The organism is Pseudarthrobacter sp. NPDC055928 (assembly GCF_042270935.1).
GTDB lineage: Bacteria > Actinomycetota > Actinomycetes > Actinomycetales > Micrococcaceae > Arthrobacter.
Genome location: NZ_JBHJZH010000005.1, coordinates 267165 through 282417, shown reverse-complemented (window position 1 = coordinate 282417; position 15253 = coordinate 267165). Strand labels below are relative to the sequence as shown.

15 protein-coding genes are annotated in these 15253 nt (G+C 63.1%); 7 read left to right on the top strand and 8 right to left on the bottom strand.

The annotated features are described in order from the left end of the window. Nucleotides 1–223: 223 nt before the first annotated feature. Nucleotides 224–1192: a hotdog domain-containing protein gene (locus ACFC25_RS09485; RefSeq protein ID WP_337350436.1), complete on the top strand. Its 969-nt coding sequence runs from the start codon at nucleotides 224–226 to the stop codon at nucleotides 1190–1192. A gap of 28 nt (nucleotides 1193–1220) precedes the next feature. Here the strand turns inward: ACFC25_RS09485 and dnaB are convergent, their stop codons facing one another. Beyond that, nucleotides 1221–2603, bottom strand: a complete 1383-nt coding sequence (gene dnaB / locus ACFC25_RS09480; RefSeq protein WP_337345136.1) for a replicative DNA helicase — start codon at nucleotides 2601–2603, stop codon at nucleotides 1221–1223. Between the two features lie 687 nt (nucleotides 2604–3290). Here dnaB and ACFC25_RS09475 point away from each other — a divergent pair. Continuing rightward, nucleotides 3291–3746, top strand: coding sequence for a hypothetical protein (locus tag ACFC25_RS09475; protein ID WP_337345137.1), 456 nt, complete (start codon nucleotides 3291–3293; stop codon nucleotides 3744–3746). 2 nt (nucleotides 3747–3748) lie between these two features. Beyond that, nucleotides 3749–4324, top strand: a complete 576-nt coding sequence (locus tag ACFC25_RS09470) for a hypothetical protein (RefSeq protein ID WP_337345138.1) — start codon at nucleotides 3749–3751, stop codon at nucleotides 4322–4324. Between the two features lie 52 nt (nucleotides 4325–4376). Here the strand turns inward: ACFC25_RS09470 and ACFC25_RS09465 are convergent, their stop codons facing one another. Next, the gene (locus ACFC25_RS09465) at nucleotides 4377–4736 is read right to left on the bottom strand and encodes a zf-TFIIB domain-containing protein (protein WP_337345139.1); all 360 of its coding nucleotides are present in this window, start codon (nucleotides 4734–4736) and stop codon (nucleotides 4377–4379) included. A 77-nt stretch (nucleotides 4737–4813) separates the two neighbouring features. After that, the gene (locus tag ACFC25_RS09460; RefSeq protein WP_337345140.1) at nucleotides 4814–5440 is read right to left on the bottom strand and encodes an FMN reductase; all 627 of its coding nucleotides are present in this window, start codon (nucleotides 5438–5440) and stop codon (nucleotides 4814–4816) included. A 174-nt stretch (nucleotides 5441–5614) separates the two neighbouring features. Between ACFC25_RS09460 and ACFC25_RS09455 the strand changes: the two genes are divergently transcribed. Further along, nucleotides 5615–6037, top strand: a complete 423-nt coding sequence (locus ACFC25_RS09455; protein WP_376044896.1) for a DUF1801 domain-containing protein — start codon at nucleotides 5615–5617, stop codon at nucleotides 6035–6037. 148 nt (nucleotides 6038–6185) lie between these two features. On the opposite strand, the gene rplI is transcribed toward ACFC25_RS09455, so the two are convergent. From rplI to rpsF, 4 genes are all read right to left on the bottom strand, one after another. Further along, the gene (rplI, locus tag ACFC25_RS09450; RefSeq protein ID WP_050057159.1) at nucleotides 6186–6638 is read right to left on the bottom strand and encodes a 50S ribosomal protein L9; all 453 of its coding nucleotides are present in this window, start codon (nucleotides 6636–6638) and stop codon (nucleotides 6186–6188) included. A gap of 17 nt (nucleotides 6639–6655) precedes the next feature. Further along, nucleotides 6656–6895, bottom strand: a complete 240-nt coding sequence (gene rpsR / locus ACFC25_RS09445) for a 30S ribosomal protein S18 (RefSeq protein ID WP_003800144.1) — start codon at nucleotides 6893–6895, stop codon at nucleotides 6656–6658. Nucleotides 6896–7023: 128 nt separating this feature from the next. Continuing rightward, nucleotides 7024–7611 (bottom strand): single-stranded DNA-binding protein, encoded by a 588-nt coding sequence (locus tag ACFC25_RS09440; protein ID WP_337345142.1) that lies wholly within the window; start codon nucleotides 7609–7611, stop codon nucleotides 7024–7026. Nucleotides 7612–7684: 73 nt separating this feature from the next. Continuing rightward, entirely contained in the window at nucleotides 7685–7990 is a 306-nt protein-coding gene (gene rpsF, locus ACFC25_RS09435) for a 30S ribosomal protein S6 (RefSeq protein WP_050683795.1), read from the bottom strand. A 267-nt stretch (nucleotides 7991–8257) separates the two neighbouring features. On the opposite strand from rpsF, the gene ACFC25_RS09430 reads away from it, so the two are divergent. Then, nucleotides 8258–8923, top strand: coding sequence for a DUF1345 domain-containing protein (locus tag ACFC25_RS09430; RefSeq protein WP_376044895.1), 666 nt, complete (start codon nucleotides 8258–8260; stop codon nucleotides 8921–8923). A gap of 14 nt (nucleotides 8924–8937) precedes the next feature. Here the strand turns inward: ACFC25_RS09430 and ACFC25_RS09425 are convergent, their stop codons facing one another. Beyond that, entirely contained in the window at nucleotides 8938–10353 is a 1416-nt protein-coding gene (locus ACFC25_RS09425; RefSeq protein WP_337345144.1) for an amino acid permease, read from the bottom strand. 477 nt (nucleotides 10354–10830) lie between these two features. Here ACFC25_RS09425 and ACFC25_RS09420 point away from each other — a divergent pair, with 477 nt between their 5' ends. Both ACFC25_RS09420 and ACFC25_RS09415 read left to right on the top strand, forming a co-directional pair. Further along, entirely contained in the window at nucleotides 10831–13518 is a 2688-nt protein-coding gene (locus tag ACFC25_RS09420; protein ID WP_376044894.1) for an AAA family ATPase, read from the top strand. A 147-nt stretch (nucleotides 13519–13665) separates the two neighbouring features. Then, nucleotides 13666–15249 carry a sugar transferase gene (locus ACFC25_RS09415; RefSeq protein WP_337350440.1) on the top strand — a complete coding sequence of 528 codons (1584 nt, stop codon included), beginning with the start codon at nucleotides 13666–13668 and terminating at the stop codon, nucleotides 15247–15249. The last annotated feature ends 4 nt before the right edge of the window (nucleotides 15250–15253 follow it).

Sequence of the window (15253 nt, the reverse complement as noted above, 5' to 3'; positions counted from 1 at the left end):
GCTGGGTCAGTTGTGTATAAGCGACTGAACCAACCCCCGGGGGGCGGTGCTCGCCAACGGCCTCACATCATTATCTACCGCGGGGGGTGAGCACCGGGGTGCTCACCGCCGTCGTTGTTTTGTTCCTACACATTCGGTGACGCCCCGGACCGTGAGGTGCTTCTTCATCGGGGCGGGGCCGGAGCTACCCTCGGGTAACGCGGCGCCTCAGTAAGATCGCAGCATGACTGAGACCGCAGCCAACTCCGTAACCCTCCGCTTCCTGGCCGCCCCCATGGACGTAGGACACAGCGGGTCCGTTGACGCAGGGACCGTCCTTGAATGGGTGGACAAGGCCGCGTACGCTGCCGCTGTCGGCTGGGCAAAGTCCTACTGCGTCACTGCCTACGTGGGCAACATCCACTTCGCTGACCCCGTCAACAGCGGCGATATGGTGGAAGTCGAGGCCACCATCGTGTACACAGGGCGCTCTTCCATGCACATCCGTACCGTCGTCTCCTCCGGGGATCCCAAAGGCGGGCCAGCGACGATGCGCAGCCAGTGCATGGTGATTTTCGTGGCCGTGGGCGAGGACGGCAAGCCGATCCCGGTGAAACAGTTTGAGCCGGTCACCGACCAGGAAATCGAACAGCGCGAGCACGCCCTTGCCAGGGTCAAGGTCCGGGAACAGATCGTTGCAGCCATGAAGGACCAGGAATATACCGACGCCGGAACGGCCGAGCGCGTCACGCTGCGGTTCATGGCGGCCCCCACCGATGTGAACTGGGGCGGGAAGGTCCACGGCGGCATCGTGATGAAGTGGATCGACGAGGCGGCCTATGTCTGCGCGTCCCGCTACTGCGGCAAGGACACCGTTGCCGTGTTTTCAGGCGGCGTCCGCTTCTACCGCCCTCTGCTCATTGGACACGTGGTGGAGGTGGAGGCGCGGCTGGTCTACACCGGAACCAAAGGCATGCATATTGCCGTACACGTCCGCTCCGGGGACCCCAAGGGTAAGGAACTGAACCTCACCACGTACTGCCTGACAGTAATGGTGGCGCGCGACGCCGAAGGCACGTCAGTGCCCATCCCCCGCTGGGTGCCTGTCTCGGAGGAGGACAAGCGGCTGCACGCACATGCGCGAGAGCTGCTGGAAATCCGGGGCACTGCTCCCGGAAACCGCCTGCCCAACCACTTGCTGGCGCAGGGCTAAGCGGGCCAGCCCCCAACGGTACGGGAGGTCAGAAGCCGCCGCCACCGGCGTCGGCCGCCATGTTGGCGAACCTCGAGTAGTGGCCCTGGAAGGCCACCACGATGTCCTTGGTGGGACCGTTACGGTGCTTGGCGATCAGGATGTCAGCCTCGCCAGCACGCGGTGACTCCTTGTCATAGACGTCCTCACGGTGCAGGAGGATCACCATATCCGCGTCCTGCTCGATCGAGCCGGATTCGCGAAGGTCAGAGACCATGGGCCGCTTGTCCTGCCGCTGTTCGGAACCACGGTTCAGCTGCGAGAGCGCGATGACCGGAACCTGGAGCTCCTTGGCCAGCAGCTTGAGCGCACGGGAGAACTCCGAAACTTCCTGCTGGCGCGACTCCACCTTCTTGCCGGAACTCATGAGCTGGAGGTAGTCCAGGATCACAAGCTTGAGATCGTGCTGCTGTTTGAGGCGCCGGCATTTGGCCCGGATTTCCATCAGCGACATATTGGGGCTGTCGTCGATGAACAACGGGGCATCGTTCATCCGGCCCATGGTGGTGGCGATTTTGGACCACTGCTCATCCTTGATGGTTCCCTTGCGGAGGTCCTGCAGCCCAATGGTGGCCTCGGCGGACAGGAGGCGCATGGCGATCTCGTTTCGGCCCATTTCGAGCGAGAACATCACCGTGGCCAGGTTGTTCTTGATGGCCGCCGACCGGGCGAAGTCCAGAGCGAAAGTGGACTTACCCACGGCGGGGCGGGCGGCGATGACAATCATCTGGCCGGGGTGCAGGCCGTGGGTCAGTTCATCCAGTTCATAGAAACCCGTGGGTACACCCACCATGCCCTCACCGCGGTGGCCGGAGGCTTCGATCTCATCCACCGTGGACTCCATGACGTCCTTCAGGACGACGTAGTCCTCGGCCGTACGGCGCTCTGCCACAGCGTAAACTTCGGCCTGCGCCTGGTTGACGAGGTCTTCCACTTCGCCATCCGAGCCATAACCGAGCTGGACGATCTTGGTTCCGGCGTTGACCAGGCGGCGCAGCACGGCGCGTTCGGCCACGATCTCGGCATAGTAGCCGGCGTTGGCTGCGGTGGGCACGGTCTGGATGAGTTCATGCAGGTACGCAGGGCCGCCAATCCTGTTGATCTCGGCGCGCTTGGTCAGTTCATCCGAGACGGTGACCGCGTCCGCAGGCTCGCCGCGGCCGTAGAGATCAATGATGGCTTCGTAGATGGTTTCGTGGGCTGGACGGTAGAAGTCCTGGCCACGGAGGATCTCCACCACATCGGCGATCGCATCCTTGGAGAGCATCATGCCGCCCAGGACGGACTGTTCCGCGGGAATGTCCTGCGGAGGTTTCCGGCTGCCTTCTGATCCGCGGGTGCCCTCGATCGAGTCCAGATGCGTTACTGACAAAGCTGCCGTCCTCCATTGTGTGCCGCGGCGGAACCGGTCCGGCCGTGGTTAAAGCTGTTCTTCCTGCGGGTACCTGCGCCGTGGAACATCCGCAACGCAGGCACCAGGACAGGTCTATCCGAGGGCACCGACAACTGGCCATCCGGCGGCCCTGTCGGGTCCAAAGGCTTTGTGCACAAAGAGTTATCCCCAATATCCACAGGTTATCCACAGAGGTACCCGCCACGGCGGGATCCAGGGAATCCGCCGCGGTCCTTCGCGTACTCCGCAGCAGCGTTTTCGCGTCCCAAAAACAGGTATCCCGCTACGCTAGCCCCCCTTTCCCCAAGGGCAAAGCCGCGTGTACCCGCGGCCTGTGGATAACCTGTGCACTAAGGGGCATAGCTTGTGCACAGCCTGTGGGTGACCCTGTGGAAACAAAAAAACTTTTCTCTCCCATAAGCCTCTGACCTGCGGAAACGTCCATCCGGACGTGTGGAGGAAATATTCTTTTACTCAACCTTCATCCACAGCTTGCAGGCCGAGGCTGTTGATTGGGAACTGAATTCCGGGTCCAATCCTCCGCATCCATCCCTAAAGCGTGATGAATTCCACAGCACGTGCCCCGAATTGACGCCTTAGCAGGCGACCTGTATGCGAACCAAGGAATATGCTGTGGATAACCACGATCTGGCATAAGCTCTATACATGGGCGAAATACTGATGGTGCTGTTGCCTGCGTTGGTTTTGGTGGCAGTAATCTGGGCTCTCTCAACAGCCCTGAGCCCCCGTGACTCCGGAATCTCCGACGCCGAAAAATACCAGCAGGACCTCGCGATGCGCTCCGCCGAGCACTATGCCGCCCAAGTCCGTGCCGCCACTGCTGCCCGTGCCCGGCTGGAGGCAAACACGCGGCCCAGCCAGAATGAGGCACAGCAGTCACAGCAGGCAGACAACGCCCGTGCGGCATTGCACGCGCAGGCAGGCGGGCCGTCCGGCCAGCACGGGTACACAGCCCTTCCGGGCGGACAGCTCAATCCTCAATTCGCCCTGCAACTCCAGACGATGGCCCGCAGCGGGCAAAAGCTCCAGGCCATCAAACTCCTCCGCCAGGCGACGCACTTTGACCTGGCTACCGCCAAGAAGTACGTAGATCGGCTTTAGAAATGGAATCGCTTGTGATCCCCGCCCTCATCCTGGTGGTAGTTGCCGCCGCAGTGGCCCTGGGTGCCCGCGCCGTCAGCAGGCGCGTGGCGGCTTCCAACGCAGCCGGCACGGCCGCTCCCGCCACCGACCCTGTGGAGTTGGCGCGCACGGCCGCCGCGAAGCTTACGGAGGACCAGCACCGTCGCCTGTACGCCCTCATCGCCCAAGGGCAGGCCATGGCAGCGATCAAGCTCTACTACGAGGCCACAGACGCCGGCCTGAGGGCGTCACGGGATGCCGTAGGCGCGCTGGCGGCCCACCCGCAGCCTTACCGCAGCCCCGCGTCCGCGGAGCCCGTGCAGGATCCCGACGATGACGACACCCCCCAGCGCTTCCCGTACCGCTACCGGGCCATCGCCAGCAAGGGCGACGTAACCCGCGAAGTCAGCAGCAACATGCTCAATGACGAGATCTACGGGCGGATCCGCACGCTGGTCCGCAGCGGCGATATAGAGGCCGCCGCCACGGCGCTGACCAAGCACTCTGACATCACCCTCAAGCAAGCCCGTGAGTTCATCGCGCTCCTGGAAGACTAGGGCCTGCCCTTCCTCCTTGGATTCCTCCCCGCGGCTGTGATGTGTCCAGGGGCTAGAAGTCGAAGAGGTCCCCCAGCCAGCCCTCCTTCTTTTTGTGTCCGCGGCGGTCGTAGTCGCGGTCATGGCCCTGCTTGCCGTACTTCCGGTCGTCGTATCGCGGCTGGTCATACCGCGGCTGATCACGGCGCGGCTCAAAGTTCGGGTACAGCGGAGGCGGAGTCGGACCAGGCGCCGGGACCGCGGGGCGGGCTGGCGCCTGGGATCCTCCGGCCATGGCCTCGTTGGCGCGGTCGATGATCTTATCCAGTTCACCGCGGTCCAGCCAGACGCCGCGGCACTGGGGGCAGTAGTCAATCTCCACACCACTGCGTTCACTCATGATCAGGTCAATTGAATCCACAGGACATTTCATGTCCCGGTCAACGAGTGGCGGCTCCGGATAGTTCGGCAGAGGTGTCCGACGCCGGATTCCCGCCACCGGAGCCTGCCTCAACGTCCGCCCGAGATACCCGCCAGCAGCTGTTCGAACGGCAGGGACTCCAGGGCCGCCGGCTTGCGGCCAGGCTGCTCCCCTGTCAGGAGTCCTGCAAACTCGGCCGCCGCCCGCTCGATCCGGGACGAAAGGGGCGAGCCGCCGTCGTCGGTGTTTCCCCAGTCCTGCGGGCCTGCGAAGACGCCCGTGGCCGCCGTCCGGGTGCGCAGGTAGCTGAACAGTGGGCGCATCGCGTAGTCCAGGACCATCTGGTGCCGGTCGGTGCCGCCAGTGGCCCCCAGCAGGACGGCCTTACCGTCCAGGGACTTGGGGTCAAGCACGTCAATGAAGGACTTGAAGAGGCCGCTGTAGGACGCACTGAACACGGGGCTGACCGCGATGATGCCCTCGGATGCCTCGACCCCGGCAATGACGTCGGCCAGGCGCGGGGCCGCATAGCCGGTGACGAAATTGTTCGCGATGTCCACTGCGAGGTCCCGGAGCTCAACCACGTCCACAGTCACGTCGTAGCCTGCACGGGAAAGTTTGCGCTCTGCAGCAGCGGCAAGCTGGTCGGCGAGCAGCCTGCTTGAGGACGGCACTCCCAGGCCGGCGGACAGGACGGTGATGCGGCGGGTTTCCACTGTGGACTCCTGAAGTTCGATACGGACTACAATACATGCATTTGCATGTACAGGGATAACCGGTGGTCATTCGGGTTTATTCCACGCGCCTGGCGGATCAGCGTTCCACTGATTCACCACGGCAGGTATCAGGTGGTGCTGGCTGACCTCCTCCGCGTCTGCGAAACTACGAGCATGGCAGAGAACAAGACCAAGCCCACAGATGTTCCTGCGGCAGAATTCCTTGCCGAGGTGGAGCATCCGCAGCGGCGTGCGGACGGCTTCGAGTTGTTGGAGATGATGACCCGCATCTCCGGGCAGGAAGCCGTCATGTGGGGTCCGACCATCGTGGGGTTCGGCGCCTACCACTACAAATACGAAAGCGGGCGGGAGGGCTACGCCGCGGCCGTCGGATTCTCACCGCGGAAGGCGAACTTGGTGCTGTACGGCCTCACCGACGGACCCGATGCCGACCGGCTCCTGCCCGAACTGGGGAAGCACAGGACCAGCGCAGCCTGCCTCTACATCAACAAGCTCGACGACGTGGACCGGAACGTTCTTGAGGAGCTGATCCGGTCTGGCTACAGGCATGTCACCACGGAGCTTGACAGCCCCTAACCTGCGCACGAGGTGGTATTTGACGGTAGTCCGGAGCGTCAACACTGCTCTGAAGTGCCATTTCGATGCAGCGTCCGCACAGAAAACCCCCGCCGCCGGTTAGGCAACGGGGGTTTTCGTGCAGTTCAGTGCTTCGTAGCTGTTAAAACTACTTGCCTGCGACTACGTCGAGTTCGATCACTGCGGCAACGTCGTCGTGCAGACGAACGTTGGCCTGGTAGGAACCGACCGACTTGATGTGTGCCGGCAGTTCAACCTTGCGCTTGTCGATGCGGCCAAGGCCAGCGGCCTCAACGGCGTCGGCGACGTCGCCCTGCTTGACGGTGCCGAACAGGCGTCCGGTCTCGCCAGCCTTGACAACGAGCTTGACCGGCTTGGCGGAGAGTGCAGCGGCCTGCTTCTGAGCGTCTTCCAGGGAAGCGTGCTCGCGGGCGGCACGGGCAGCCTTGATGGACTCAACCTGCTTCTCGCCACCCTTGGACCAGGTCAGGGCGAAGTTGCGGGGGAGCAGGTAGTTACGTGCGTAACCGTCCTTGACCTCGACAACGTCGCCAGCAGCACCGAGACCGGTTACTTCGTGGGTCAGAATGAGCTTTGCCATGTTAGTTAATCCCTTCCTTAGCCGCGGCCAGCGCCGGAGTAAGGCAGCAGGGCAACTTCGCGGGCGTTCTTGATTGCCTGTGCGATCTTGCGCTGTTCCTGCACCGTGACGCCAGTGACGCGACGGGCGCGGATCTTTCCGCGGTCGGAGATGAACTTGCGCAGCAATGCTACGTCCTTGTAGTCGATGACAGTGATGTCAGCGGCCTTCAGGGGGTTGGACTTTGGTTTGGGCTTACGGAGTTCAGCCTTAGCCATCGTGGAGCTCCTATTCTATGGAGCCCGTGGATATTGATCCACGGGATGGTGGTGGTCCGACGGCGGCAGTCGCTTCGGTGCCATGCGGCACTCAGGCGGTCCCGGCGTCGGGCCTTAATTTTTGGTTTTTAGAAGGGGGGTTCGGAATCCGGGCCGTTGCCCCAGCCGCCTGCGTTGGAGACACCGGGCGTTGCCCAAGGGTCTTCCTGCGCTGCGGGCTGGTTGCCGCCCCAGTTTCCGCCGGAGTTGCCGCCCTGGCTTGCACCAGCGCCGCCTCCCCCGAACCCACCGCCGCTGTTGCCGCCGCCGAAGCCACCCTGTCCGCCGTTTCCGGCACCCCCGGCGCCGGAGCGCTGGGTACGGTTGACTTTGGCATTGGCGTAGCGCAGGCTCGGGCCGATTTCATCGACTTCGAGCTCAATGACGGTGCGCTTTTCGCCTTCTTTAGTTTCGTAGGAACGGCTCTTCAACCGGCCGGAAACGATCACGCGCATGCCCTTGGTGAGGGACTCGGCGACGTTCTCGGCTGCTTCACGCCAGACTGCTGCGCGGAGGAACAGGGTTTCCCCGTCCTTCCACTCATTGGACTGGCGATCAAAGGTGCGTGGGGTGGAAGCGATGGTGAAGTTCGCTACTGCCGAACCTGACGGTGTGAACCGCAATTCCGGGTCATTGGTGAGATTACCGATGACCGTAATAGTGGTTTCGCCTGCCATCTACTGCCTCCTTGTTCGATCCTGGATGAAGAATTCGATCCTGCGGGGTGAAGAATGAAAATCGGAGCTGAAGTTACTCAGCAACAACCTTCTGCTCTTCGGGGCGGGTGATCTTGGTGCGCATGATGGTCTCGTTAAGAGACAGCTGGCGGTCAAGTTCCTTGGCGGTGTCCGGCTTGGCGGTGAAGTTCACCACGGCGTAGATACCTTCGGACTTCTTCTTGATGTCGTAGGCCAGTCGGCGACGGCCCCAGATGTCAACCTTTTCGATGGTTCCACCATCGTTGGTGATGACATTCAGGAACTTCTGAAGCGACGGCTCAACGGTACGCTCTTCGACCTCGGGGTCGATGATTACCATCAATTCGTAAGGACGCATATGTGAACCCACCTCCTTTGGGCTAAGCGGTTACGGCATTTCCGTAACAGGAGGTTCATTTGCGATGCCATGCACAGGCCCGGCCACCGGAACGGAGGCAGGACGCAGCACAGACTTCAATATCTTAGTGCATTTGGATCGGATAGGCGATTCGCGCTTGACTCAACGCTATGCGCCATGGTTCCACAGTGGAAGCAGCCATGAGGATATGTGGAAAACCGAGGCTGGGGGACCAGGGTCCTGTGCGCCGCAGCTAGAGTACAGAGCATGGACGCCGCACCACTCAACGACCGCCCCGGCCCGGTCAGGCGCAGCCGGCTGCGGTTCCTGGCAATGCTGGTGGCGGGAATCGCGGCCACGCTGGCGACGGGCGCTACCGGCCGATGGTTACAGGCCCCGGCCGCAGGTTGGGCCACGGCAGCGCTGGTGTATGTGGGCTGGGTGTGGCTGGTAGTGGGGAAGATGGGTCCAAAGGAAACCAAGGCCCACGCCACCGCCGAGGACCCGTCCCGGACCACCACTGACCTGCTGATCCTGGCGGCGAACGTCGCGTCGCTGGCCGCGGTCGCCGTCGTGGTTATGGACTCACACAATGGCGACGGCGGCACGCAACTTGCTGGGGCTGCACTGGTCCTGGCCAGCGTGGCCCTGTCCTGGATGCTGGTCCAGACCCTGTTCACCCTCAGGTACGCGGAGCACTATTACGGCGGGGCGACCGAAGGCGGCGTCAGCTTCAACCAGGACGAACCGCCGCAGTACACGGACTTCGCCTATCTGGCTACCAGCATCGGCATGACGTACCAGGTCTCGGACACCAGCCTGGAGAACCCGCGCATCCGGCGCGAAGCCCTGAAGCACAGCCTCCTGTCCTATGTTTTCGGTACGGTCATCCTGGCCGCCACGATCAACCTGGTGCTGGGCCTGGCGGCCTGAGGACGTCCGGAGACTTACGACGCTTGTGCTGCGCCGACGGCGGCATCCTCACCCTGCGGGGCCTCAGCTGCCGGTCCGGCCGGGCCACCCTTCCGGTAGCGCCATACCCCGATGCCAACCACCACGGCGGCCAGTGCCAGGGAGAGCATCAGGGACTCACGCGTGGATTCCAGGATCACCATGCCGATCAGCAGCGCCACGATGCTGGCGATGGAAACCCAGGTCAGGTAGGGGAACAGCCACATCTTCAGGGCGAGGTCCTTGGCGGCGGCACCCATGCGCTTGCGCAGGATCAGCTGCGAGGACGCAATGACCAGCCAGACAAAGAGTGCGATCGCGCCCGAAGTGTTCACGAGGAACAGGAAGACGGTCTCCGGGGCGATGTAGTTCAGCCCCACGGTGACAAAGCCGACGACGGTGGAGGCCAGGACTGCGGAGGCAGGTACGCCCCGCTTTGAAATCCGGGTCCAGGCCACTGGCGCGTCGCCGCGCTTGGAGAGGGAGAAGAGCATGCGGCTGGCGGTGTAGAGGCCGGAGTTCAGGCAGGACAACACGGAGGTGAGGACCACAATATCCATGATGGTGCCGGCACCGGGGATGCCGAACAGTTCAATTACGGCGACGTACGGGCTCTTGGCTACGTTGGCATCATTCCAGGGCAGCAGGGTGACCACGATGGCGATGGAGCCGATGTAGAAGACCAGGATCCGCCAAACAGTGGACTTGACGGCTTTCTTGACTGCGTCAACGGGGTTCTCGGACTCACCAGCGGCAATAGTGGCGATCTCTGCCCCGAAGAAGGAGAAAACGACCACCAGGATCCCGGCCAGGACCGCTCCCGGCCCGTTGGGCAGGAATCCGCCATTCTCGATGAGGTTGCTCAGGCCCGGTGCGGGGACTCCGGGGATAAGGCCCATAATGGCTGCCACTCCGAAGAGCAGGAACAGCACAATGGCTGCGACCTTGATGGAGGCGAACCAGAACTCGAATTCTCCATAGGACTTTACCGATCCCAGGTTGGTCAGCGTGAGCAGGACCATCAGGATCAGCGCCCACACCCACTGGTCGATTCCAGGGACCCACCGGTGCATGATCGCCGCGCCGGCGGTTGCTTCGATGCCCAGGACGATGATCCAGAACCAGGCGTACAGCCACCCGATGCTGAAACCTGCCCAGCGGCCCAGCGCCTTGTCGGCGTAGGTCGAAAAGGACCCGGTTTCAGGGTTGGCGGCCGCCATCTCGCCGAGCATCCGCATCACCAGGATCACGACAATTCCGGCAGCCATATAGGCCAGCAGGATTCCCGGGCCGGCCTGTTGGATCGCGGCACCGGACCCCACAAAGAGGCCTGCCCCGATGACGCCGGCAATGGCGATCATGGACAGATGCCGCGGCTTGAGCGACTTGGCGAGTTGTTGGTCAGCGTGCATGGGTGCGCCGTCCTTCATGTTGGTGCGGAAATTTGGCTGCCTTGCGGGGCCATAACGACGGGGCGGGAGGCCATCGTGGTTGCTCCGTGCGGTGGATCACACGTTTTATCCCACCCTAGACGCGCACCGGGCGCCGGTTGATGTGCACTGGCACAGAACGCCGGAGGCCAAATCAGATGTTTCCACAGGATGGCACACCATTGCGAACCATCCACTGCCCTGCAGGCAACTTTGAAATGCTCTCGAAACCTAAGTACTCAGGGCTCCAAAACCTGAGTACTCGCGGCTCAAACTACTCTGGTGCGGGATCTGGAACGGGGCTATATTGACTTCCAACGGTTGGGTACCGTGCTGGACGTAACGAAGCGGCCAGGAATTGCCCCGGCTCAGTCATGGGAATGATTGGACGGGGCTTCGACGACACATACAGGAAGTACAAGGCAATATCGGTCTCCTTCAACGATGGATGGGGACCACATGTCGTTAATCGGGCGAAGCAAGGAGTTGGACCGGATCCTCTCAGTGATCCGAGGGCCGAAGGAATCCGCCCTGAGCGTTGTAGGCCGCCGTGGTGTGGGTAAATCCGCCCTCCTGTCCGAGATCCCCCGGCTCTCTGACTACCGGACAGTTTTCCTGCGGGCCAGTGCCTCCGAGTCCGACTGGCCTCTTTCGGGCCTCACTGCACTGCTGAACGGAATCGATGATCCCGTCCTCAACCGGTTCGCCGATGAACTGCTGAGAAACTCCACCGCCGCCCTGGATGTCCCCACCGTGTCCACGATGCTCCTGAATGGACTGCATCAGCGCTCGTCCTCACGCACCGTCGTCGTCGTCGACGATGCAGACCAGTTGGATCCCAGCAGCCAAGCTGTGATCGGGTTCCTCGCCCGCCGCCTTTCCGGGACGGACGTGGCACTTTTCATGAGCGTGCGCGAAGAAGTGCCGGACAGCCCGTTTGGCAGCCTCCCGGCCCTTCACCTCAAGCCTCTGAACTACAACGACACGGTCCGGATGCTGGAGTCAATTCCGGCGCAGCAAGTCGCAACAGCGGCAGTCCACGCGGTGGCTGCTACAACCCAGGGCAACCCGCTTGCCGCCGTCGAGCTTTACACCTGCCTGTTGGAGCGCCAGGCCGAGGGGAAGTACGCCCTGCCTATTCCACTGCCCTGCAAGGGGAGCTTCGAATCCGAATTCGCGGCAACGGTGGGCAGCCTGACCCCGGCCGCGCGGCAGGTCCTTGACCTGATGTCGCTGTCCTGCCGGAGCGATATCGCCACCTTGGAGAAGGTTTACAGCGACCTGTGGACGGGGGTGGACGAACTCCTGGCCAACGGCATGGTCAGCAGGTCCGGCCCGCATCTGCGGATCCAGGACCAGTTGCTGCGGGGCTTCGTCTTTACCGCCATGACGCCGGCTGTCCGGACCACCAACCACCGTGCGCTGGCGGATGCTGCCGGCGAGACAGATCCTTACGCCAGGCGATGGCATCTGAGCTTTACGGCCTTGGAGCGCCAGACGCCGTTTGGCCTCCTGCGTTTTGCCGTTGACCTGATCCGCAACGGGGAAGTGTCCTTCGCCGTGGAGTACATCGAGCGTGCCCTCACCATCAACCCCTGGGAAGCGGAGACTGCGGCACGGCTCGCCAACGTGGCTGAACTGCTGTTCAACAGGGGAGAGTTCGTTTATGCCAGGCGGTACCTGGAATGGGCGCAGCGTGTGACACGCAACCCCGCTCTGATCCTGCGCCTGACCGGCCTGGATTTCGAGATCCAGTTCATCCAGGGCGCCGCTGTGCGCTCCAGCATGGTGCTACGCCTGGTGAAGGAGTTCGGCCAGCACGATCCTGCCTATTCAGCCACCCTGTTAGCGATCGGTTCGCTTTTTTACGCGGAACGGTGGGAGTTGGAAGACGCCCTCCGCCTGCTCCGCCACGCCGAGCAGTTCCAGGACGCTGCCTCCAAGGACTGCCTCGCAGTGACGGACCGTGCCAAACTCCTGATCGAAGCAATCAGCGGCAACACCGGGAATCTGGGCCGCAAGCATGACGCGGGCGCCACAGTAGCTACCCTTCTGGTGCAAGGCCGCGCCCTGACCTACGCAGAGCATTATGAACTTGCCCAGGAGGCCTTCGCAGTGGTGCGGAACTCCGTTGAGGCGAACAACGTCAACTGGAGGGAAACCGCGGACTACCTGGCCGTGGACAACGAAATCCGGGCCGGGAACGTGCGGACCGCTGTCCGGCTCATTGAAGACCTGGAACTCACGGAGCCGGAATCCAAATACCACCGCGGGATGCGGCACATCTTCCGCGTGTGGCGCGCCCACTCACTGGGCGACGAGGCGCTGGCCCGGCTTTACGTGGCGGAGGCACAGCGTTTCTCCGGCGCTGAAAGCCACCCCGCCATCACTGCCCAATTGGCCGCCTGCCAGGGACATTTCGCACTCATGCGCGGCAACCTGGCCGAATCATTCGCCCAGTTGTCCCGCGCCGTGGAGATCGGCATGGCCTTCGGCAACCCGACACTGCTTCGCTGCGAAGCGGACCTGGTGGAAGTGCTGGTGCGGTTGGGACGGCACCGCGAGGCCACCCAGGTCCTGTACCGGCTCGAAAGCCGCTCCGTGGGGCTCAGATCCCCATGGCTGCTGTCCGCCGTCGCACGCAGCCGAGCGATGCTCGCTGACGGTGAGCAGTCGCTTCAGCTGTTCAACCACGCACTTGAGAACAGGGGTGCCCACGACTCACTGCTGGAACGCGCCAGGACGCTGCTCTGCTACGCGGAGCGGCTAGGGGCCTTCGGCCGGCTGCGGGATGCCAGGGACGGCCTGCTGCGGGCCAAAGTGATGTTCGACGAGGTCGGCGCCGACGCGTGGACCCAGCACGTTGATTCCCTGTTGCTGGACGAGCGCGTTGAACCTGCCCGCGCCCCTGGCAACCCTTCCATGCTGATGCTCGCCGACCATGAGCGGGCCCTCGCGCAGATGGTGGCGCGGGGCATGCGCAACAAGGAAATCGCAGCCACGTTGTACGTCTCCGTGCGGACGGTGGAAGTGCGCCTTACCGCGATCTACCGCAAGCTGGGTGTGGAGTCTCGCGCACAGCTCACCGCCCTGGCCGCAGGCAAGGATTCCGCTGCCCGGGAACCCTACGTCCTGCCTGTCCTCTAGGGACCAAAACGCTGGAACCCGCAGTATCCACATTCTTCCCTTCCCGCTACCACAAAGCGCCTGCTTTTCCCCGTAATAACCGCCGTTTCCGGGCTAATTTTGCTTCACAAGTGGAACCCAATGCGGACTCTGCGGGAAGCGATGATCATGGCGGAAATTCCAGTAGCCCCTTTCCGAAGCGCGTCGTTTGGCTGGCCGGTTGAACCCTTGGCCGCGCAGCGGAATGCAACGTCGCCATTGCGTCTGCCGGAATCCTCACCGAAAGGGACCCCGCAGCCACCGGCTGCCGCCCCGGCAACGCCAGGACGCAAGGCGACGGCGGCGTGGATCTCCACCCACATCAACCTCCTGCGCATCACTGACTCGGTCGTGGTGGCCTTGGCCGTGTTCGCCGGCTACCTGCTCTCCAGCGTCGGTTTCACCCCCGGCGTAGAAAGCGACAAAGGCGGAGTCCTCACCGCCACCACGGTTACGCTGCTGTGGCTCATGGCGCTGGAAATATATCGGACCCGCGACTCGAAAGTCCTGGGTGTCGGCGCGGACGAGTACAAGCGCGTTGCCTCCGCAACCCTGCGGATCTTCGGCCTGATGGCCATTGCCGCCGTGGTCTTTTCCGTCCATGGCGGGACCGCGTTCGTCACGGTTTCCCTTCCGTTGGGGCTGGTGGCCTTAACGGGCAACCGCTGGGTGTTCCGGCGCCGGCTCACCAAGGAAAAGGCCCGGGGACACCACCTGTCCCGGGCCATCGTAGTGGGGGAACCTGAGGAAGTCCGTTACGTGGTGCACCAAGTGGCCAAGAAGTCCGGACCCGTCTACAAGATCCTGGGAGTCTGCCTTCCCGGCGCCCGGCGCGGAGCCAGCCTGCGCGTGGATGGCCAGCAGATCCCGGTTCTCTCCTCCACGGACGACATTGCCCGCACCGCCAGGCTGACCGACGCCGATGCGGTCATCGTTGCGGGCCCTCTGCCCGGCGGAAACAAGTTCATCCGCGAACTCGGCTGGAAACTGGAGGAATGCGCCGCGGAAATGGTCCTCGCCGCCACCCTCACAAACGTTGCGGGTCCCCGCATCCACTGGCGCCCGGTGGAAGGACTCCCCCTTATGCACGTGGACATTCCCCAGTACTCGGGGGCGAAACACGCGCTGAAGAGGGTCATGGATGTGGCGGTAGCGCTGGCTGCCCTCCTTGTGCTGTCGCCACTGCTCCTGGTGCTTGCCGTGATTGTGCGGCTGGACAGTCCGGGTCCGGTGCTTTTCCGGCAGGACAGGGTTGGCAAGGACGGCACCGTGTTCGGGATGTTCAAGTTCCGGTCCATGGTGGTGGACGCCGAGGCCCGTCTGGCCGCCCTTACTGAGCAGAACGAGGGTGCCGGAGTGCTGTTCAAGCTGCGCGATGATCCGCGGGTCACCCGGTGCGGGCGGTGGATGCGGAAGTACTCCCTCGATGAACTCCCTCAACTCTGGAATGTTGTGCTCGGCGACATGAGCATGGTGGGACCCCGCCCGCCGCTGGCCCGGGAAGTCCACGGCTACGAACGCCACACTCACCGTCGCCTCCTCATCAAGCCGGGAATCACCGGCCTCTGGCAGATCAACGGCCGCTCGGACCTTTCCTGGGACGAGTCAGTGCGGCTGGACCTCTATTACGTCGAGAACTGGTCCATCGCCGGTGACCTGCTGATCCTGTGGCGGACATTCCGCGCAGTACTCCGGCCCTCCGGCGCCTACTAGATCG

Bases quoted from the DNA above. Each gene is read 5' to 3' on its own strand.
- ACFC25_RS09485 (WP_337350436.1), top strand. From the start codon at position 224: ATGACTGAGACCGCAGCCAACTCCGTAACCCTCCGCTTCCTGGCCGCC.
- ACFC25_RS09475 (WP_337345137.1), top strand. From the start codon at position 3,291: ATGGGCGAAATACTGATGGTGCTGTTGCCTGCGTTGGTTTTGGTGGCA.
- ACFC25_RS09470 (WP_337345138.1), top strand. From the start codon at position 3,749: ATGGAATCGCTTGTGATCCCCGCCCTCATCCTGGTGGTAGTTGCCGCC.
- ACFC25_RS09465 (WP_337345139.1), bottom strand. From the start codon at position 4,736: ATGAAATGTCCTGTGGATTCAATTGACCTGATCATGAGTGAACGCAGT.
- ACFC25_RS09455 (WP_376044896.1), top strand. From the start codon at position 5,615: ATGGCAGAGAACAAGACCAAGCCCACAGATGTTCCTGCGGCAGAATTC.
- rplI (WP_050057159.1), bottom strand. From the start codon at position 6,638: ATGGCAAAGCTCATTCTGACCCACGAAGTAACCGGTCTCGGTGCTGCT.
- rpsR (WP_003800144.1), bottom strand. From the start codon at position 6,895: ATGGCTAAGGCTGAACTCCGTAAGCCCAAACCAAAGTCCAACCCCCTG.
- ACFC25_RS09440 (WP_337345142.1), bottom strand. From the start codon at position 7,611: ATGGCAGGCGAAACCACTATTACGGTCATCGGTAATCTCACCAATGAC.
- rpsF (WP_050683795.1), bottom strand. From the start codon at position 7,990: ATGCGTCCTTACGAATTGATGGTAATCATCGACCCCGAGGTCGAAGAG.
- ACFC25_RS09430 (WP_376044895.1), top strand. From the start codon at position 8,258: ATGGACGCCGCACCACTCAACGACCGCCCCGGCCCGGTCAGGCGCAGC.
- ACFC25_RS09425 (WP_337345144.1), bottom strand. From the start codon at position 10,353: ATGCACGCTGACCAACAACTCGCCAAGTCGCTCAAGCCGCGGCATCTG.
- ACFC25_RS09420 (WP_376044894.1), top strand. From the start codon at position 10,831: ATGTCGTTAATCGGGCGAAGCAAGGAGTTGGACCGGATCCTCTCAGTG.
- ACFC25_RS09415 (WP_337350440.1), top strand. From the start codon at position 13,666: ATGGCGGAAATTCCAGTAGCCCCTTTCCGAAGCGCGTCGTTTGGCTGG.